The sequence below is a fragment of the Halopseudomonas litoralis genome (genome assembly GCF_900105005.1).
Taxonomy (GTDB): Bacteria; Pseudomonadota; Gammaproteobacteria; order Pseudomonadales; family Pseudomonadaceae; genus Halopseudomonas; species Halopseudomonas litoralis.
This window is the reverse complement of record NZ_LT629748.1, coordinates 102,740-121,365: the sequence shown is the minus strand read 5'-3', so window position 1 is coordinate 121,365 and position 18,626 is coordinate 102,740. Positions and strand designations below refer to the sequence as shown.

Here is an 18,626-nt window from a genome sequence, read left to right as displayed (position 1 = left end):
CCGGATATACTGCCGTCACCATGAGCCTAAGGCTGATAAGCCGAGGATGATATCCAGGCATGTTGCACATCGACTTCTCCCTACCAGCGTACCGCTGGCTCGCTGTTCTTCTGCTCGGCGTCAGTCTGCTTACAGGTTGCAGCCTGCCAGCGCAGAACCTGACCGACTCCTTCGCCCTGCCCCCTGAAGCGGCCCGCGCCACCCGCCTCGGCCAAGCACTGGCTGCAGGCGTGGCGGCGCACCCGGACAAGAGCGGCATCCATGCGCTACCCGACCCTCATGATGCCTTTGCTGCACGTGTATTACTGGCACGGGCAGCGGAGCGCACCCTGGATGCCCAGTACTACATCTGGCACGGCGATATGACTGGCACCTTATTGCTGGAAGAGTTGCACGAGGCGGCGGACCGCGGCGTGCGCGTCCGACTGTTACTGGATGACAACGGTACTGCGGGGCTGGATAGCGCATTAGCAGCCCTGACGCTGCACCCGCAGATCGAAGTGAGACTGTTCAACCCCTTCATCGTCCGCAAGCCCAAATGGCTGGGATATCTAACCGACTTCGCCCGAGCCAACCGGCGCATGCACAACAAGTCCTTCACCGCCGATAACCAGGCCACCATCGTTGGTGGGCGTAACGTCGGGGATGAGTACTTCGGCGCCACTGAAGGCATCCTGTTTGCCGATCTGGATGTACTTGCTGTCGGCCCGGTTGTCGAGCAGGTCTCGACGGACTTCGACCGTTACTGGGCCAGCGGCTCTGCCTATCCGGTAGAACAGATATTGCCGAGGGTCTCCGCACAGCAACTGGATCGATTGAGCCAGACCGCCGCCCTGGTCGAGCGAGATGCCGGCGCTGCCGAGTACGTCGCCGCGGTAGCCCGCTCCGACTTCAGTCGCCGCTTGCTGGCTGGTGAATTGCCGCTGGAATGGGCAACTACCCGCATGGTAACCGATGATCCAGCCAAGGGGCTGGGCAAGGCTGGACCACAGGGGCTGTTGACTCATCAGTTGGGGCAGATCCTGGACCAGCCAAGCAGCGCAGTAGCGCTGGTCTCGCCATACTTTGTACCGACCGCAGCGGGTGTGGACGCTTTTACCGCACTGGTCGACCAGGGCATTGATGTTCGCATCTTGACCAATTCACTGGATGCTACCGATGTCGCCGCCGTTCATGCCGGCTATGCCAAGCGGCGCCGAGATCTGCTCGAGGGTGGCGTGCAGCTGTTCGAGATGCGCCGGCTCTCCCCTCATCTGGACCGCAACGAGAGCGCCGGCCCCTTTGGCAGCTCCGGCTCCAGCCTGCATGCCAAGACCTTTGCCGTGGATGGCGAGCGGATTTTTGTCGGCTCGTTCAATTTCGATCCCCGCTCGATGCATCTTAATACCGAGCTCGGTTTCGTTATTGACAGTCCGGTACTGGCGCAACGGGTGCATCAGGCCTTCGACATCAGCATCCCGGCCAATGCCTATGAAGTCCGATTGGGTGATGATGATCGGCTGTACTGGATCGAGCAGTTGGGCGTGCAGCAAGTGCGCCATGATCGCGAGCCTAACACCGGATTATTGAAACGCAGCGGTATATGGCTGCTCTCGATCCTGCCGATCGAATGGCTGCTCTGAGCTCGATCAATCTGGCTCGGGCCTGATAGGACTTGTTCACAGCCTTCCTGAAGGGTCCAGTTCTACGCACCAGCATGCGATACTTCGGCCTATCTGAAGCGAGAAGTACGGCTGAGCACCGTACTCCAGCCAGGGGCTGGAGGCCTGGGCGGCTCGACAGAAGAACGGCCAGATCGACTGGCAGCAACTGCTGACAGCGACCGCACCGGCTACCGAACAGTCCCCTGAGCGCTCGGTCGACCAGCAGACAACGCAGCTCGACGAAAACGCGGCGCCCCTTGGCGTATCCTGCTGAACAAAGCGCAACTGCGCGATTACCGGCTGCAACTGACCGGCCACCAACCAGCCACACCGGTAAAGCTGGATATCGGCCCGCTGAATCTGGATCTCACCGGGTTCGACAGTCAGACCGAAACACCCTTCAACCTGCGCCTTGAGACCGCGTTGAACATCGATGGGCACCGGAACATCGCCGGTGATGTGGGCATCAACCCGATCAGCGCCGACCTGCAAGTCGAGACGCAGAATATCGATCTGACGCTGACCCAGACCTATATCGAGCCGCTGGTGCGCCTGGAGCTGAAATCCGGTCAGCTCACCAGCCAGACCCGGGTGCAGCTGAGTCAACTGGAACCACTGCAGTTGGCAGTGACGGGCCAGGCCACTGTACAACAACTGCAGATTCTGGACGGCCCAGCCAAACGCGACCTGCTGAAATGGCAGAACATGCAACTGGACAATATCAGCTACCGGGATAACAACCTCAGCATCGGCAAGGTCAGTCTGCAACAGCCCTATGTGCGCTTCATCATCAACCGTGACATGAGCACCAACTTCAGCGACTTGCTGGTGGATGAAGGCGGCTTGGACGCCGACCGCATTCACTTGCTGGATGTCAGCGAAGCCGCCGCTGTCGAGAACGACCGGATCAACACCACGCTGCAGCTCGGCAGTCGCTGATTGCCAACCGCATCGCTACTACCTGCGGCGCGGTTGCCAGGCCGGAGTGATCCAGCCAGGCTAAGCAGTTGAAAATTTTACCAATTAAGCGTTCACCTCTTGACAACAATCCTGCTTCTGGGAATAATGCGCGCCTCGGATGGCTACATAGCTCAGTTGGTTAGAGCACAGCATTCATAATGCTGGGGTCCCTGGTTCAAGTCCAGGTGTAGCCACCAACAAATTCAAAGGGTTAGCTTCGGCTAGCCCTTTTTTGTTTCTGTCCAATGACCAAGGACAGACCAAGAGCAGACCATTAGATACCGGCTGCAAGCTGTGCCAATGGCGAAAGTTCCACCGCCTGGGAGAGGTGGTCTGGTGACAGGTGGGCGTAGCGCATGGTCATCTTAATATCACCGTGGCCCAAGATCCTCTGCAACGTCAGAATATCCCCACCGCCCATCATGAAGTGACTGGCGAAGGTGTGCCGGAGAATATGCGTCAGTTGGCCAGGTGTATCAAACCCGCAACGCTCATATGCCCCTCGAAATGCAGCACGGCAAGAGGTGAACAACCGGGTACCTGGTAACGCATTTTTGAACGCTGCATCAATCACTGCCTGGGGAACAGGGACAGATCGGCTTTTGCCGTTTTTGGTTCGGTGAAAGTGGATCTTGCCCTGGGCAAATTGAGATCTCGTCAGGGTTTCGGCTTCTCCCCACCTGGCTCCAGTTGCAAGGCAGATCAGCGCGACCGGGTAGGTATGATTATTCTGCGACTGGAGACACTCGCCCAACAGTTGCTGCACCTGATCCAGTTCAAGAAAGCTCAGTTCAACATCATCTACCTTGATCTGTCGTACACCATCCAGCGGGTTAACACCATGCCAAGCGCCAAGCCGGATCAACTCGGAGAACACAGCAGAAAGGTAACGCTGTTCGTGATTGACCGTAGCCGGTGACACCTCAGACAAACGAGCAGCCCGGTAACGCGCCCAACTCAACGCTGTGAATTCCGACGCTAACGGGTTGCCCATGCGTTCAGCAATGGACAGAGTACGAGTCAGCCGGGTTTTATGGTCCTTAAGAGTCTGGCCATGCAAGTCATACCAGACCTGTATAAGGTCACTCAGACGGTCATCAAGAGGCCGGCCGGTGACAGTCATTTGCTCCTGATAGTCCTGCTGATAGCGCAATGCAGCCGACTTGGTAGCGAAACCATGCCGACGAATACGCCGACCATCAACGTAAAAGTCAGCCGTCCAGGCTTTGCCATCCTTTCGAGCTGTCACACCGCACGCCCCCATCGCACAGTTCGTTCAGCCAGCTTGTCCTTGAGCCACTTGTAGACATCACGCTCAGTCATGCCCTTATCAGCAAAATGGTCACGGATGACCGGCCAGCACTCCCATTCCTGCAACCGGTCAAACGCCTTTTTTGCGCCGACACGCTCCCGAGCCAACAGGCTTACGAAGTTGCCCATGAACAGCTCCACGTTTTTACCAGTGAACCCGCTGGAGGTCTTGTAATAGCGCTTGTACTCGACTTCATCAGACAGCGACTCAACCGGCACCATAACGGTTACATCCTCACGTAACAGGGTCCAGAACGCGTCATAAACGCCGGGACGAGAAAGCAACTTGAACGCGGTCAGACCATAGCGCCAGAGGCCATCAAGGTGGGCGGAGATTTCCGAATAGGTGCGGGTATCAATCAGCTCACCGGTCTGGATATTGACCGAGCCCTGGGCGAACTGGTCGACAACAGAATGATGATAACGAAGCTCCAGCCGCCAGACCGGTACTTTCGGATCGTAATTCTGTTCACAGTCAGGATCTAGCGGGTTGTCCAGGCCACGCCAGACCGACTGCCAATAGTCGAGTTTATCAATTGCCCGAGCCTGATCAGTCTTGTTGTACAGCGCCAGTTGTACGCCACCTGCAGAGCCGAACAGGAAGGATTTACCACGACCATACACTGCCGCCCGTTCGTCGAACTCGATACGCTCAACACCGGTGAATTCACGCTGTGCACGGGCGCGGCAATGCATGCGAGCCATAAGGTCAGCCGGTGGGTTCCAGCCCTGAAAATCAAGCGCAAGGTGAACCGCGCACTGATTAGGTTGGCAGTCAGTCAGGATCTCACCGGCCAAACCATCCATAAGCTGCTGCAGCGCCTGGGGACTGTGTGAGGCGATCAGGTGGGGCGATGCTTCGAACTTGAGGTGTGGCCCCACGTCGTGGGCCTTCACGTTATGGTTTTTCAGCAGGACTACCAGACCAAGGTCATTATTCTGCAATTTGAACTGATAACCGGAGTCACGGCCGACCCGGCCAACGTGCCACTTGATGCCGAAGTAGTCCGCGATCAGACCGACAGCACCGCCGATCTGTTCCAGCAGCTCAGCCGGGACAGATCCCCGGTACAACTGGCGCACGGTATCAACCCGGCAACCGAGCAGCCGAACACCGGACAGGTCAGTTTGTGTCAACTGATGAGGATCTAGAAAAACCCTCGAAAAATCATCAGTACCAGCAAGGCTGGAGATTCGAACCTGATCAATTGGAGCTGCCATATTCAGTACCTTATGTAACTAACTGGTTTAATGAGGCTATCGCCAACCTATTCAATGACGTGCTACAGGGACGTCAGCGCGCCGGTTTGCGCACGCGCTCGGGACTCGCTGCGTGAGCAAAACCGGGCGCGTTACCATGCGAATTGGCCCTTCTCGTAAGGAACAACCGTTACCCGGGTTACCTGGGGAGGTTCAGGGCCGAAAGCTGGGAACGACGAAGACCGCAACGGCGGGGACTGGACCGAGGGCCGCAGCTGATTGGGTTGCATCCCGTTCTGATTGAAGCCGCCCTGAGCGAGCTGCTGTTGCTGATCAGGCCGAGTATTGTCGAAATAGCCATGCTTAACCGCATTCATACAGAACTGGAATCCCACATCCACCCGTGTAACCTGCTGCGTATAACAAACACAGGAGGTTCTGACGCCGTTATAAACGCCGATAGGATGTGAGGTACGCTCCAACAGGTCAGGATCATCACTGGCAGCGCAAAACAACCGTGGATGAGTCTGGGGCGATGTCAGCTCATCGTATACCGGGGCCGACGCGGGTATGTTCGGCACCCTTGGTTCGAGCTGGGCTAGATACTGCGTTGCTGTGAGTGGCTTATCACCTTCACCAACGGAGCCGAATAGAGAACCAGTTGTTGAACCAACAGCATTTTGCACCTGAGCAACAACAGAATCAGCCTGACCGGATTTTGAATCATCACTTCCATAAAACAAATTTAAGGCCCGAAACACAAGAAAAGCCGTTACCAGAGTAGCGACAGCAAAGAACATGGCTTTTTTTGAAGGCTTGAATTTGAAGTGATGGCCAGCCTGCGCACTGCTGTAAACCCCAAAGTATTTTTTATCGAGACTGACGGTGGTTTTATCGGCCAGCTTATTGGTTGGAAACTTATCGACCGTCTCATAACAGCGTTCGGTCTCATAGCGCACCAGCTTGGACGAACCAAAGATACGGGAATAATGAATATGCTTGTTGCACAGTCGCCGGGCATGCACATCAAGGAAACGCGGGTCCTGGGTGATCAGGTGAACTTCATGACCCTGTTTACGCATAATCTCGAAGCGGGAGCAGTATTCAGGCACATCCTTACGAGGGTCACGAGTACCAAAGAATTGTTGCGCCTCATCCACAACGACAATGGAGTCTTGAGGCAAGTCAAACCATTTATGTGGCTCCTCGAATTCAAACCAATCGGCCTGGAGCTTATCAGGCTCCAAACCGGTGACATTATGGAAGTAGACCGGGCGCCCCTCCTTGTGGGCTTTCTGATCAACTTCCTTGATGGTGTTAAGGGTTTTGCCATGGCCCATAAGACCCGTTCGAATGTAAAGCATGCTCTATCCCTCAAGCCTTCAATACAAAGTCTTTTTTACGGCCGGTCAGCTTGTTCATGCCAGACAGAACCATTCGTGTGGTGATCGCAGCCAGATAGATATTGATCGCTATATCGACCTTGGCCACACCCAACATGGACTGCATCATCGCGGTAGTTCCACCCAATTGGGATTCGATGTAACCAGCCGCCTGCCCCATGACCTGGTTGATCCCGATATAAGACACAACACCGATCCCCAGAGCTTTGAGCAGTTTGGTAACAATGGGAACGACTATGACGCTGAATAGAATTGCAAGGTGGTAAAACATTATTCACCTCCAAAAGCGCGACCGACATACAAGGCACCGGCCAAAGTTGCGAAGGCAACAATCAGATAACCCAGAGCATCCGCAAAGCTGCAGAACGGCCCGGTATCCAGTTGGAAAGAACGCCCACTCAGGGCAATGGCGATAGGAGGCGGACAGCTGGATGGCAGAAAGCGGCTGCCTTGATTGATAAACCCTTCAAGTTCAACCGTTTCATTATCATCTTCCGTAAAGTGATATTCATCACCTTCAAGCAGCTCAGTTATCTGCTGCTTTTGCTCATCACCATAATTCAACAGCTCTTCCATGCGGCAATTCTGTTCGCGGGTGTGCCAGAAAATAGCGCAGTCATAAGCATCACCCGCACACTCAACCGGGCGTTCATCTTCACAGGCAACACCCTTTACATTGTTCTTGTCATCACGACCGCCGCCACCGCCGCCAGGAGTTCCACCAGTACCACCGTCGCCGGGGTCTCCACCATCGCCGCCACCATCACCGGGATCACCACCATCACCGCCGCCATCCCCACCACCATCACCGCCGCCTCCGCTTCCGGGCGTGGTGGGATCTTTCTCGTTAAAGATCTTGGAGCAGGTGGTGCCCGTCCAGACATAGCCCGGACCACAGTTATTTGAGGGGTCGGTGGGATCACCCGGATCACTAAGAGGCGGAAAGTCTAAAGGATCATCAGACGGCGGTGCTACATCATCAGGACCACCGCCACCACCGAGCCCAGGACCCGAAAACATGGGGTTTTCACCGCCTTCACATTCAGTACCCTGCCCGGTATACATGCGAACACAAAATTGCTGTAGGGAGTCACCCCCAACTAACGTACCGCATGACGTTTTACCCTCACCGGAATCAGCAGTAAAACGGCAACCAGCACGGCAAACAGAATAAGGCGCTTCAGGAGAGCCAGTTGGCCAAGGGTCATAAGGGTTAGTACGAGTATTAGCCAAAAACATATGCCCAGCGCCCATGCCCTGGGTGGATTCACACTTTTCAGGTTCATCGGGCTCATCACAAGAGCCGGTTTCGGGGTTGTATACATCATCAGGATTGGGGCAAGAGTCGCCATGCCGAGTAACATCGACAAATGCAATCCTCACTCCAGTGTTCGGGTCTAATGCGCCAAATTTCCATCTGGTTTCTTTTTTCTCTACAATCTCCGGCAAATAACCGCGTTGCCCATGGTATCCGTTACTATAAGCCTCAGTTGGCGTACTCCCGCGACCGACAACACCATGAGTGTTATTAGTTAACCAATAATAATCCTCAGCCCAAGCCCCAATACTCGACATCATCAAAACAAGAAACAATATTCGCCGCATAATCACACCCGCCCAAAAAACAAAACCGCAAAAGCTGCGGTTACGACAATCAGATAATAAGTGTTGGGATCAATCGACATTTTCCGGGCCTCCCTGTGAAGGAATGCCCCTGGTTGCCCAGGGGCGGTACATCAGATAGCGCGACGCATGTATTTGAAACCAGCAGCCACGATCAAAACACCGAGCACAGCCCAACCAATCGTTTCAACATCACCAGAAACACCGGTCAAAGATGCAATGGCGGCGGTAGAGTCCGCCATTGCAACACCAGTACCAGCGGCCAGCAGACCAACACCAGCGCCAACTTTCTTGAAAATGCCTTTCATATCTGAACCCTCACAACAGTTTTTTAAGTACCAGGAAGCCGAAGACCGCCGCAAATATAAGCAGTGATGCGTCGATCAACTGTTGAGACTCCTCTGGTGTTAAAGCAGGGGAACTAATTTCCTCTGCTATTTCCTCGCTTGTAATAGTGATCAGTGTGCCGTCACAGGCAATAGCACCCGAGCCAACAGACCAAGCTCCATCACAAGCAAGAAATTTCATTTAAACCTCACAGAAACATCGGCAGATAAAGACCGGCTGCCAGATAAAGCAGGCCACCGGCTACGCTGCCAAATACCGTATAGAACGCCAGCCGCAGCAACTTGCGACGAGCGCGGCGCTGATAATGGGCTGGCGTCTTGATCATGATCAGTTAGCCTTTGCCTGGGGCTGGTTGGTAGACGGAGCTGGTTTATTCTGGCTCTGGTCCGCAATCACTCTGACCAGGTGGTCGGTGTTGGTGGTGTTTCCGAAGCCGTTACGGCTTTCCCGCGGCTCAGTTTCGAAGGTTGCCATGATCGGGCCGTTTGCGAGGTTCAGCGCGTCGTAAACCTCTTGCTCAGCGGTAAAGCTGGCAACCGAATAGCCCACTTTGTTGGGGCGAGTGCCACCAGCGGGAACCAGTACTTCGACCGAAGCACGAATTTCGGCAGTGTCCTTTTTCACGTAAAAATCTTTGTTGATGACAAACAGCGTTTTGGTACTTTTCAGCGTTGGAATCTGGAACATGCTCTCTTCCTTTTTTCGACTTACGGTTATTGCCCGTCAGTGGGCGTGTTAAAAGATTGTTGACAAACTTGAACTATCGCCTCGGCTAACTCGACGGCGTGATCAGCTTGGATAAACATTGCGGCTGCCATTCCCAGCAGGAACGGAACAAGCCAGTTACTTGCTACAAAACGCAGAGTACGTAACCACATGCGATATTTGATGTTCACTGCGGTCACCATTGGCCGGCCATGCCGCCGCATTCACTTAGGTATCCAGCAACATTACGGTGAAATGTCTCCAGCCATGCGGGATCACTAACCTTGTCCGTGATGTCACGGTCTAGATGCGTTCTGGCTAAAATATCCAGCACGTAGCGAAGCCCTCTGTAACAAAAAGGCAAATCAGCTGATAAATGCTCTTCAAAATCCAAAATAAGTTGCTGTACTTGCTGGGGGCCTTTACGGGCTCTATTCGCTACGCTCACGGAGTCATTCACTTTGTTACTGTCTCCGCCCTGCCGGGTAACGATCCCTGGCCTTTGCGAGCTCTGCTCACTCAAAACCAAATTCAAAACCGCTCGGGTCTCAGGTTCTGGGCAGGGGTTCATCCCCCAACCCGACACCACCGCCTGTCGCTGATGGAACCTGAGCGCTGTGGACTGAGCGTCAAGGGTCCGCTCCGCCCTTCGGCCCTTGACGCTCACTCCCCAGCACTCCGAGACGGTCCCGCGACTGGCGACGGTGACGGGCAGGGGGATTCAGAGGAAGCAGCGAGATCAGGACAACCCGCACTCAACCATTGAGCAAGCACCAGGCCGCCGAGGGTCCACACGTTGGTTCCGCGCTGTACGGCTTCCTGTTGCAATGACAGATAGACCGATGACGGTGCGTGGACGTAGAAACGGCGGTCCTTGTCCTCGACAACCTTCTGTCGTGGGGGAATCGTAGTCATTGGGATACCTCATCTAACTGCATGAAAAAATTGGACTGAACAGGCAGTGCAGCCTCGGGATTCGCCAAGATCTGGCAGCAACGGGTGGCCCTCGACTCATTGCGCAGGGTCATTTCCCGGTGGAAATCGTTGGTCCAGCACACGACGCAGGTGCAGCCGGGGTTATGCCTGGGGCGGTACTGGACAGGGATCATGCGGCACGCCTTGAATTTAAGAAGGCATTGCTTGCCAGCACCCGGAGAAAGCCTGCCTCTGAGAAAGTGATGACATCACCGCATTCCAGACCTGCGATGAATCCAGTCAGTCCGCCATAGAGGAGAATTGCCGCCTGTTGATCGTCAAGATTGGACTCAAAGCGATGGAGCTCAGAAAATTGCCGCTTGAGCTGGGCAAGTGCAAATTGCTTATTCATCGCCGTAATCCCCTTTGCAGAATATGGTTTTTCCACGCTCAAGGTCGCGGGTGATCTGGGCAAGGTTGACCAGGCGACGCCGACCGATTTTCACGGTGGGAATGGTTGAGGTCTCGACCCAGCCACGGACAACATCAGGGGTTACGTCAGCAGAACCCAGCAGCTGAGAAAACGCATCTTGAGTACACAACGGAGCATTGCGGATCACGGTCAGCGATCCGTCGCCATCAAGGTTCAACCCCATTACTCCTGTTTGTTCCATGGAAATACCCTATAATTGACAAATCGGTAGCAAAACGTGATTGGCACTATTTACTAATCACTTAATGCTAATTATAGGTACCTGGCGTATATTAGCTAGCAATATATGCTAATTACTTAGAAGATTTTGGAATGATAAGAGAGCGCATAGTTTCAATCTGGGAATATCAAAAGCTCACAGCAAAAAAGCTGGAAGAGCTGAGCGGGATTGATCGTGAAAAATGGTATGCGCTAAGAAAGGGCGGCAGACGGGCAAATGAAGACGATATCAACTCAATCGTGAATCTCTATCCAGAGTATGCCTTGTGGTTGGTATCTGGAAAAATTGCACCAGAAAGCGGACAGATAAGCCCCGAATACCACGAAGCAAATCAAAACTTGACCAATCACAGCGCGGGATAGCGATCACTGAGAAAGTAGCTAGACGCTGGTATGCCCGAAGCCATGGAAGGGAAAAGGAATGAAAGCAGATTGGGAAGATACGCCCTCAAGAATACGCCGTCGCAACAGCAACAGGCATTTCATGGTTGCCCTGGTGAGTGCAACAGGGCTGATATTTATGGGGCTGTATGCCACCGAGCTTTTACCGAAAGCTGTACAAATAGCAAAGGAATCAAAACAAGATTTTTCTAGCAAGCTAGAAACGCAACGCCCCTCAGAACGAATGGAAAGCAACCCATTCCGTCCAATCGGGGAAGCAGCCGAAGATCCCTATCTTGACCAAGTGAACAAGATGCTTGGCATAACCGAAGACTACGTTTCAGAACCTGCTGAAATACAATGGTCTGAGCCAGAGCCAGTACAGCGACCTGAAAAGCAAAAAAGCGTTTTCACCGATAGCAACTACATCCCGCCTGCCACCGTGAATACAATACGAATGCCACGGTCACAACCTCAGCCAGTACAGCCTCAACAACGAAAGCAGCCTTATGTAACTGTTGTAAAAGAAACCAAAATGAGTTGCTGGCCCTTCAAAGAAGGCTCAACGGAATGCAGAAAATACAAAGCCCAGAGCCATCAACTCTGGCGGCGGAAATGCGACACGGGAGCAGGCGACCAGTCTCATGCATGCAGGCAAGCAAACCGCTACGATCTGCGCTGACCATTTTGGCCTGTTTTTCTGAAAAGGTGGGTTTTTGCGGGGTTATGGACAAGCTGAAAGCCCCTATTCATGCGGACTCAAGGCGCAACGGGACCATAAGCAGATAATTCATAATGCTGGGGTCCCTGGTTCAAGTCCAGGTGTAGCCACCAACGATTTCAAAGGCTTAGCTTCGGCTAGGCCTTTTTTTATTGCTGACTCTCAAAGTATGCCAATATAAGCCTTATTGAAAGGAAGCAACAATCGCTCTACCCAGGACGGTATTGAGCAGTCGCCAGGGAGGGAGGGAAGCTTGAAAGCAGATTGGGATGATGCGCCCCGGCGCGTCAGAGCTATGCGAAAATCCTATTTCAGCTTATCTGTAGCGATAGCCGTCGGGCTGGTTATCGGCATCCTGTTCATGGCGGATCGCAATGGATGGTCAACCTACTTCTCCCGCCAGATAGCACCATCCACGAACACCAACGAATCCACCGCCGCCTCGGTATCTCCTGCATCTGCCGCCCTTCAACGCAGCACGCCAACGCCGGAACAAGCTTTCCGGAATGACATTGAGCAAAAGCGGCAGACTGCATACGTGGAAAGTGCCCGCCGGCAAACCAGTTTCAATGATGGAAATTACCGACCAAGAACAGACGTAAATACCATTCCATCGTCCACAGCCAGCCATGCCTCAGCAGCCAGAAAGCCACAGGCGCGCCAGCAGAACCTGAACGGCAGCAGAAATGTCACGCTGCGGTGGATAGATGCCCGACGCAGTTCGTATTGGTGGACCGGAAACTATCGCTGGAGAGACAACCTCATCATCAATGAGGACTTCTGTGCCAATGGTCGACATCGAAAGGGATCGATGGAATATCGAACCTGTCGAAAGGCAGCCAAGACCTATTTGAAAGATCAATGCCGGGCCCAGTCAGCCCAGGCTTATCGGAGAATGCACTGCCTGGCTGAAGGCAGTTTCCGGCACTGACTAACGCCAAGGTGTCGGCACCAGCAGCCCCATGAAGGTCAATGCACCGCCCGCCAGGTGATATCAGTACAGCTGCTCACCCAACAGTATTATTCCCAGCAAGGCGGTGAAGGCCGGCACCAGGTAGCTGAACAGCGATGCTGTCGCCGGACCCAATACCTTGACCCCGTTATTCCAGGCGACATAGGCCACCAGAGAAGCAAATACGGCGGTATAACCCACCGCGCCTGCGGCCTGCCAGGTAACCGGCATCGAACCGAGATGTATCAGCTCCCACAAGAAGAAGGGAACCAACAGCGGCACACCGCAAAGCAGCATGGCCGCCATCAGCACCAGACCCGGGACCGGCATCACCCAGCGCTGCAACAAGACCGTATACAACCCCCAGGATAAAACTGCCGCCAGCATGATCAGGTCGCCATCATTGAAATGCAGCCCGAGCAGGTGCGCTGACTGACCTCCAGTCAGGATCAGCAGAAACCCACAGAGCCCCAGCAAGGCTCCGCCTACCGTTGCACGAGCCGGCCATTGGCGCAACAGCACGACGGATCAGAAGAAAGCGGCCACCGGCAGCCCGGTGCCCACCAGGGTGAGATTGATTGCACTGGTACTTTGCGCCGCCTGATACAACAAGGTGTTGTAGGAGGAAATACTCAAGGCGGCCAGCCGGCGACACGCAGCCAGTTATCCAACAGCAGTTGGCGATATCGCCAGAGCCCCTTGATGGTAAAGGGCAACAGCAGCAGCAAAGCCAGAGTCCAACGCCAGAATGACAGGCTGATCGGCGGCAGCATACCCGCGCTGGCGCGGGCGATCAGTGCGTTTCCAGCCCAGGCCAGAGCAGTAATCAACATGCCGATGACAGCCCAGTAGCGCACAGACATAGACAACTCAAGTGAGGGACTGAGCGGGCGCTCAGTCGATTAGCGAATAGGCCATGACCAATGCATCTTCTCGACCGCCTACGGCAGGATAATAGTCGCGGCGCCGCCCAATCTCATTGAAGCCAAAGCGCTCATATAAGTGGATGGCTGGATGATTGGATTCTCTGACCTCAAGAAAGGCAGTTTCCGCTCCCCGCACCTTACCCTGCTCCATCAGATGCGCAAGCAGTTTGCCACCCAGACCGTTGGATTGGCTCTCGGGCTTGACCGTCAAGTTGAGCAAGTGAGATTCGTCCCCTGCTGCTGACAGCACTCCATGTCCAACCTGCTGGTCGCCTAACAGCATCAACCAGCATTCGTAGCCGGAGTTGACACAGTCCAGGAAGATGCCCCGAGTCCAGGGATGACTGAAAGCGGCAAACTCGATATTGAGCACCGCTTCCAGATCGGCCTCCAACATGGGCCGAAATATCGGTTCATTCATTGCGCTGCCTGCCAACGGGACATTACGCGCTTGAGCTGTTGCCATAACTGCGCTTTGCTGGAGCTACGTTGCATCAAGATCTCCAGAGTGGGAGAAAACCAGGCCGGTGGCAGATGCTCCAATGCCTCTTCACGACCATAAGGAAGGTCCTGCTCATCCAGCTCCGGCCCCAGCAATAAACGGGGATAAGTACCAAAACAGCCAATGGACACCACCGGCTCGCTTTCCAGACGCCCTTGCATGAAAGCCTGCAGGGCCAGGCTGGCAGCGCCTGCACTACGATCAAATTGTGGGTTTCTGTTCATCGGCCAGTGAAAATCAGCATACAGATGAGGCGTTTGCGGCAGGCGCACCGCACGGAGAATGTCTTTGAGCAGACGCAATCCCGGCGACGCACTCTCGAGGCCTGGCTCCGGTGTCTCGATCAGTAATGCGCAGGGACCGGCCATCCATAACTGTAGGTAGAACGACTCAAGCGGCGCCGGCTTCGCCACCGGCTCAGCAACAGGTTCTGTCAGAACGGCTGCTGGCACGGGTTCTGGCTTGGTGGGACGTACAATGATCTTGGCTCTGGCGGAGGCCACCGCTTTCCTCGTGGCGACGGACTCAGCCAGCGTGCTTGGTGCGCTTTCCGTGGCTTGTGCAGCGTCAACCGCCGCGTCTGGCAGTTCTGGTAACGCCGGCGGAATGCGAAAGGCGGCATGCGGTAGTGCGTACCGTGGCACCCAGCCAACCACCCCCATCGCTGCCAGATAATCGAGGCGTATCGACTCCTGCATCAGATGCCCTCGACCTGCGGATGCGCCTTGAGCGCGCCCGAGTGCATCAGATTCAAGGCATTGATATAAGCCTTGGCCGAAGCGATGACGATATCTGTATCGGCACCGTTGCCATTGACGATACGCCCGCCATGCTCCAGTCTGACAGTTACTTCGCCCTGAGAGTCTGTACCTTCCGTGATGGCGTTGACCGAATACAGCTGGAGCGTCGCACCAGAGTTGGCTATTTGCTCCAACGCACGGAAGGCGGCATCAACCGGCCCTGAGCCTGATGAGCTCGCCTGCTGCTCCACCCCATCAACTGCCACGACGAGCTTTGCCACCGGGATTTCCCCCGTGCGTGAAGTAACATCCAGGTACATCAGTCGCATGCGCTCCACGACATCGGTTACCGTGTCGGAAACCAGCGCCTGCAGATCCTCATCAAAAATCTCGTGCTTCTTGTCCGCCAATTCCTTGAAGCGACTAAAAGCAGCGTTCAGCTCATCCTGATCGGTCAGCTCGATACCCAGCTCCTGCAAGCGGGTACGAAATGCATTGCGTCCGGACAACTTACCCAGTGACAGCCGGTTGGCATGCCAGCCAACTGACTGCGCGCTCATGATTTCATAAGTTTCACGGTGTTTGAGTACACCATCCTGATGAATACCTGACTCATGAGCAAAAGCATTAGCTCCGACAATCGCCTTGTTCGGCTGCACTGGAAAGCCCGTGATGCTGGAGACCAGCCGTGAGGTGCTGAGAATGTGCTCAGTCACGATACCGGTTTGGACGCCCAATACATCCTGGCGGGTCTTAATCGCCATGACGATCTCTTCCAGCGACGCATTGCCGGCACGCTCGCCCAGACCATTGATGGTGCACTCCACCTGTCGCGCACCGGCGGTGACTGCCGCCAGCGAGTTGGCTACGGCCAGCCCCAGATCGTTGTGGCAATGTACGGAGAAGATTGCTTTGTCAGCGTTGGGCACGCGCTCGATGACCTGACGAATGGTCTCGGCAAACTGATGTGGGATCGCGTAGCCCACGGTGTCGGGTATATTGATGGTGCGCGCCCCGGCATCAATTGCCTTCTCGATGATGCGACAGAGAAAGTCGATCTCGGAACGCCCTCCATCCTCGCAGGAAAACTCCACATCCGCGCAGAGGTTGCGCGCACGTTTGATGGCACGAACGGCCTGTTCAATGACCTGGTCCGGCTGCAGACGCAGCTTGTGCTCCATATGGATCGGGCTGGTTGCAATAAAAGTGTGGATGCGTCCGGAATTGGCTTTGGTCAGTGCTTCGGCCGCGCGATTAATATCCGCATCGACCGCCCGAGCCAGGCTGCAGATGGTGCTGTCTTGAATAGTATCGGCAATGCTCCTCACCGCCTCGAAGTCGCCAGGACTGGCGATAGCGAAGCCCGCCTCAATGACATCCACCCGCAGCTTTTCCAGGGCCTTGGCGATGCGCAGTTTTTCTTCCCGGGTCATCGAGGCACCGGGGCTCTGCTCACCATCACGCAAGGTAGTATCAAAAATGATTACGCGATCCTGACTCATCTGACTGTCTCCTCGGTGCGCAAGTCGCAATAGGAGAATTATACCGCATGGATGCCACGCATTTGTGTAAGCGCTCCATAAACCCCGCCTTGCAACGGGATCAGTAAATAGCGACCTGCCCGCAGTTCCAAGGCAGCAGCGCTTCCAGTTCTTCGGCGTTACTGGCCAGCGGCAGCCGTTCCAACACATACCGCAGCCAAGCATAGGGCTCCTGTCCATTGGCCTTGGCGGTTTCGACCAGACTGTAGATCAGGGCGCTGGCGTGAGCACCCTTCGGCGTATCGCTGAACAGCCAGTTTTTACGACCGATGACGAATGGGCGGATGGCGCGCTCGGCAGGGTTATTGTCGATCGGTAGGTGCCCAGCCTCGGTGTAGCGGATCAGTTTGCTCCAGTTGCTGGCCAGATAGCCGACTGCTTTACCCAGTGCACTTTGCGGCGTTACCTGGCCATGCGTCTTGTCCAGCCAGGCTTTGAGCTGAGTCAGTACCGGTTCACCTTTCTGCTGGCGCAGCAGCAGGCGCTGCCCGGCGTTTACATCCTTGCCTTCACGCTCGATGCCGTACAGCTTGTTGATCAGGCTCAGCGCCATATCGGCGCGCCCGGTCTTACCTTTGGGCTGCGCTTTTTGTGCTTCGATGAACTTGCGTCGGGCATGCGCCCAGCAGCCCAGGCGCTCAATACCGTCCTGTTCAGCCACCGCGTTGTAGCCCGCATAGTCATCGGTCATCAGGTAACCCCGATAACCTTCAAGCAAGCGCAAGGGTACATCCTGGGCACGGTTGGATGTGTAATCAAACAGCACAACCGGATGATCGGGCGGCCCGCCCGTCTGCACCCACATCCAGGATTGACTGGTCGGATCACGATCCGGTTCTTTCAGTACTTGCAGGCGAGTTTCATCACAGTGGATCAGTGGGCCTTCCAGTAACCGGTCACGCAGCAGGTTAACCAGCGGTTGCAGGTGCTCGCCGCATTGGATGACCCAGCGAGCCAGTGTTTGCCTGGACAGTTCGATGCCGTGGCGACTCAGCACTTTCTCGAAGCGGTGCAGTGGCAACCCGTCGACATACTTGGTGGTCAGCAACATGGCCAGGACGCTGGGACTGGCCATGCTCTTTTCAATTAACTGGGCGGGCTTGTCAGCCGTGACCGGTGCCGTTTCGCAACCCTTGCAGGCGTAGACCTTGCGGATGTGTTTGATCACCCGGATCTGCATCGGGATGATTTCCAGCTGCTCGCTGGTTTCTTCACCGATGGCCTGCTTACGGCAACCGCAGTCACAGGTCAGTTCATGCTCGGGCAGCTCATGTATCACTTCAATGCGCGGCAGTTCTGCTGGTAGCGGCTTACGCTTGCCACGCTTCTTCACCGATACGGGAGCAACTGTTTCTTCGTCATCTTCAGCGGGTGTTTCATTGGCCAGGCTTTCGGCTTCGTTGAACATGCCCAGCTGCGGAGAACTCGGATCAGCACTTTGCTCTGATTTGCGCCCGAATAGACGCTGACGCAGCAGCGTGTTTTCTTCCTGCAACTGCGATACGCGAGATTGCATCTGCATCAGCAAATGCTTGAGCTGATCCGGGTCGTTCGGCAGGATGTCGGGGAGCGAAATCATGCCGTGGATTATACCAGCGTCAGGCTACATAGCGCGGTCTCAACACCTTGTGTGGCCGGTTGCGCCACAGGTCAAAACCATCGAGCATCCAGTTCAACTCCTCTGCGGTCAGCTCGATAGCATCGTCCCGGATATCCGGTGGCGCCTTGAACCGTTCAGCCTCCAGACGCTTGAGCCAGAGACAGAAACCGTTGCGCTCCCAATACAGGATCTTCACCCTGTTGCGCGCCCGGTTGAGAAACACAAACAGCACCGGGTCGAACACCGCCGCCTTTATATCCAGCTCGACCAGGGCTGACAGCCCGCCGATGGACTTTCTGAAGTCCACCGGCTTCGGGTACAGGTAGACTTTTTTAACCTTGGCACCTGGGCGCATCATGAGAAAAACCTCCAGAGGGAATACGGGAGGTCAGCATGGCGCGAACAGAACGTTGGTTGTAGGTGGGGTTTATGGAGCGGTTACG

General features: G+C 55.1%; 24 protein-coding genes and 1 tRNA gene. 6 read left to right on the top strand and 19 right to left on the bottom strand.

Annotated elements, in window-relative coordinates; translation table 11 throughout:
• Positions 1–59: 59 nt before the first annotated feature.
• From BLU11_RS00605 to BLU11_RS00595, 3 genes are all read left to right on the top strand, one after another.
• The gene (locus BLU11_RS00605; protein ID WP_090271555.1) at positions 60–1,622 is read left to right on the top strand and encodes a phospholipase D family protein; all 1,563 of its coding nucleotides are present in this window, start codon (positions 60–62) and stop codon (positions 1,620–1,622) included.
• Positions 1,623–1,907: 285 nt separating this feature from the next.
• The gene (locus BLU11_RS00600; RefSeq protein ID WP_090271554.1) at positions 1,908–2,582 is read left to right on the top strand and encodes a DUF748 domain-containing protein; all 675 of its coding nucleotides are present in this window, start codon (positions 1,908–1,910) and stop codon (positions 2,580–2,582) included.
• Positions 2,583–2,723: 141 nt separating this feature from the next.
• A tRNA-Met gene (locus BLU11_RS00595) sits at positions 2,724–2,800 on the top strand.
• 77 nt (positions 2,801–2,877) lie between these two features.
• Here BLU11_RS00595 and BLU11_RS00590 read toward each other — a convergent pair.
• From BLU11_RS00590 to BLU11_RS00525, 12 genes are all read right to left on the bottom strand, one after another.
• Positions 2,878–3,852, bottom strand: a complete 975-nt coding sequence (locus BLU11_RS00590) for a phage integrase (RefSeq protein WP_090276105.1) — start codon at positions 3,850–3,852, stop codon at positions 2,878–2,880.
• Positions 3,849–5,135 carry a hypothetical protein gene (locus tag BLU11_RS00585; RefSeq protein ID WP_090271553.1) on the bottom strand — a complete coding sequence of 429 codons (1,287 nt, stop codon included), beginning with the start codon at positions 5,133–5,135 and terminating at the stop codon, positions 3,849–3,851. The genes BLU11_RS00590 and BLU11_RS00585 overlap by 4 nt, the downstream gene beginning before the upstream one ends.
• A 131-nt stretch (positions 5,136–5,266) precedes the next feature.
• Positions 5,267–6,478: a zonular occludens toxin domain-containing protein gene (locus BLU11_RS00580; protein WP_090271552.1), complete on the bottom strand. Its 1,212-nt coding sequence runs from the start codon at positions 6,476–6,478 to the stop codon at positions 5,267–5,269.
• Positions 6,479–6,488: 10 nt separating this feature from the next.
• Positions 6,489–6,788 (bottom strand): DUF2523 domain-containing protein, encoded by a 300-nt coding sequence (locus BLU11_RS00575; RefSeq protein WP_090271551.1) that lies wholly within the window; start codon positions 6,786–6,788, stop codon positions 6,489–6,491.
• Entirely contained in the window at positions 6,788–8,122 is a 1,335-nt protein-coding gene (locus BLU11_RS19430; RefSeq protein WP_157718487.1) for a virulence factor TspB C-terminal domain-related protein, read from the bottom strand. The genes BLU11_RS00575 and BLU11_RS19430 overlap by 1 nt, the downstream gene beginning before the upstream one ends.
• A 131-nt stretch (positions 8,123–8,253) precedes the next feature.
• The gene (locus BLU11_RS00555) at positions 8,254–8,448 is read right to left on the bottom strand and encodes a major capsid protein (protein ID WP_090271547.1); all 195 of its coding nucleotides are present in this window, start codon (positions 8,446–8,448) and stop codon (positions 8,254–8,256) included.
• Between the two features lie 10 nt (positions 8,449–8,458).
• Positions 8,459–8,668, bottom strand: a complete 210-nt coding sequence (locus BLU11_RS19125; protein WP_157718485.1) for a hypothetical protein — start codon at positions 8,666–8,668, stop codon at positions 8,459–8,461.
• A 7-nt stretch (positions 8,669–8,675) separates the two neighbouring features.
• The gene (locus BLU11_RS19120; RefSeq protein WP_157718483.1) at positions 8,676–8,813 is read right to left on the bottom strand and encodes a hypothetical protein; all 138 of its coding nucleotides are present in this window, start codon (positions 8,811–8,813) and stop codon (positions 8,676–8,678) included.
• 2 nt (positions 8,814–8,815) lie between these two features.
• The gene (locus tag BLU11_RS00550; RefSeq protein ID WP_090271546.1) at positions 8,816–9,175 is read right to left on the bottom strand and encodes a hypothetical protein; all 360 of its coding nucleotides are present in this window, start codon (positions 9,173–9,175) and stop codon (positions 8,816–8,818) included.
• A 214-nt stretch (positions 9,176–9,389) separates the two neighbouring features.
• Positions 9,390–9,653, bottom strand: coding sequence for a hypothetical protein (locus tag BLU11_RS19115; RefSeq protein ID WP_157718481.1), 264 nt, complete (start codon positions 9,651–9,653; stop codon positions 9,390–9,392).
• 645 nt (positions 9,654–10,298) lie between these two features.
• Positions 10,299–10,520 carry a hypothetical protein gene (locus tag BLU11_RS00530; protein ID WP_090271542.1) on the bottom strand — a complete coding sequence of 74 codons (222 nt, stop codon included), beginning with the start codon at positions 10,518–10,520 and terminating at the stop codon, positions 10,299–10,301.
• Complete coding sequence (locus BLU11_RS00525; RefSeq protein ID WP_231702302.1) at positions 10,513–10,764, bottom strand: DNA-binding protein; 252 nt, start codon at positions 10,762–10,764, stop codon at positions 10,513–10,515. The genes BLU11_RS00530 and BLU11_RS00525 overlap by 8 nt, the downstream gene beginning before the upstream one ends.
• Positions 10,765–10,913: 149 nt before the next feature.
• Here BLU11_RS00525 and BLU11_RS00520 point away from each other — a divergent pair, with 149 nt between their 5' ends.
• The 3 genes from BLU11_RS00520 (at position 10,914) to BLU11_RS19105 (ending at position 12,853) form a co-directional block, all read left to right on the top strand.
• Positions 10,914–11,183 carry a DNA-binding protein gene (locus BLU11_RS00520; RefSeq protein WP_090271540.1) on the top strand — a complete coding sequence of 90 codons (270 nt, stop codon included), beginning with the start codon at positions 10,914–10,916 and terminating at the stop codon, positions 11,181–11,183.
• Positions 11,184–11,241: 58 nt separating this feature from the next.
• Positions 11,242–11,883 carry a hypothetical protein gene (locus tag BLU11_RS19110; protein ID WP_157718479.1) on the top strand — a complete coding sequence of 214 codons (642 nt, stop codon included), beginning with the start codon at positions 11,242–11,244 and terminating at the stop codon, positions 11,881–11,883.
• Between the two features lie 292 nt (positions 11,884–12,175).
• Entirely contained in the window at positions 12,176–12,853 is a 678-nt protein-coding gene (locus BLU11_RS19105; RefSeq protein ID WP_157718477.1) for a hypothetical protein, read from the top strand.
• Between the two features lie 63 nt (positions 12,854–12,916).
• Here BLU11_RS19105 and BLU11_RS19750 read toward each other — a convergent pair whose 3' ends face one another.
• The 7 genes from BLU11_RS19750 to tnpB all read right to left on the bottom strand — a co-directional run bounded on the left by BLU11_RS19750 (position 12,917) and on the right by tnpB (position 18,541).
• Positions 12,917–13,396, bottom strand: coding sequence for a DMT family transporter (locus BLU11_RS19750; RefSeq protein ID WP_331456689.1), 480 nt, complete (start codon positions 13,394–13,396; stop codon positions 12,917–12,919).
• Between the two features lie 110 nt (positions 13,397–13,506).
• On the bottom strand, positions 13,507–13,737 hold the full coding sequence (locus tag BLU11_RS19745; RefSeq protein WP_331456688.1) for an EamA family transporter: 231 nt from the start codon (positions 13,735–13,737) through the stop codon (positions 13,507–13,509).
• Between the two features lie 31 nt (positions 13,738–13,768).
• Positions 13,769–14,221 (bottom strand): ribosomal protein S18-alanine N-acetyltransferase, encoded by a 453-nt coding sequence (gene rimI, locus BLU11_RS00510; RefSeq protein ID WP_090271539.1) that lies wholly within the window; start codon positions 14,219–14,221, stop codon positions 13,769–13,771.
• The gene (locus BLU11_RS00505; protein WP_090271538.1) at positions 14,218–15,000 is read right to left on the bottom strand and encodes a hypothetical protein; all 783 of its coding nucleotides are present in this window, start codon (positions 14,998–15,000) and stop codon (positions 14,218–14,220) included. The genes rimI and BLU11_RS00505 overlap by 4 nt, the downstream gene beginning before the upstream one ends.
• Positions 15,000–16,544 (bottom strand): 2-isopropylmalate synthase, encoded by a 1,545-nt coding sequence (locus tag BLU11_RS00500; RefSeq protein WP_090271537.1) that lies wholly within the window; start codon positions 16,542–16,544, stop codon positions 15,000–15,002. Before BLU11_RS00500 ends, BLU11_RS00505 begins: the two co-directional genes overlap by 1 nt.
• A gap of 100 nt (positions 16,545–16,644) precedes the next feature.
• Positions 16,645–18,162, bottom strand: coding sequence for an IS66 family transposase (tnpC, locus tag BLU11_RS00495; RefSeq protein ID WP_090271536.1), 1,518 nt, complete (start codon positions 18,160–18,162; stop codon positions 16,645–16,647).
• A 19-nt stretch (positions 18,163–18,181) separates the two neighbouring features.
• Positions 18,182–18,541, bottom strand: coding sequence for an IS66 family insertion sequence element accessory protein TnpB (gene tnpB / locus BLU11_RS00490; RefSeq protein WP_226944610.1), 360 nt, complete (start codon positions 18,539–18,541; stop codon positions 18,182–18,184).
• Between the last annotated feature and the right edge of the window lie 85 nt (positions 18,542–18,626).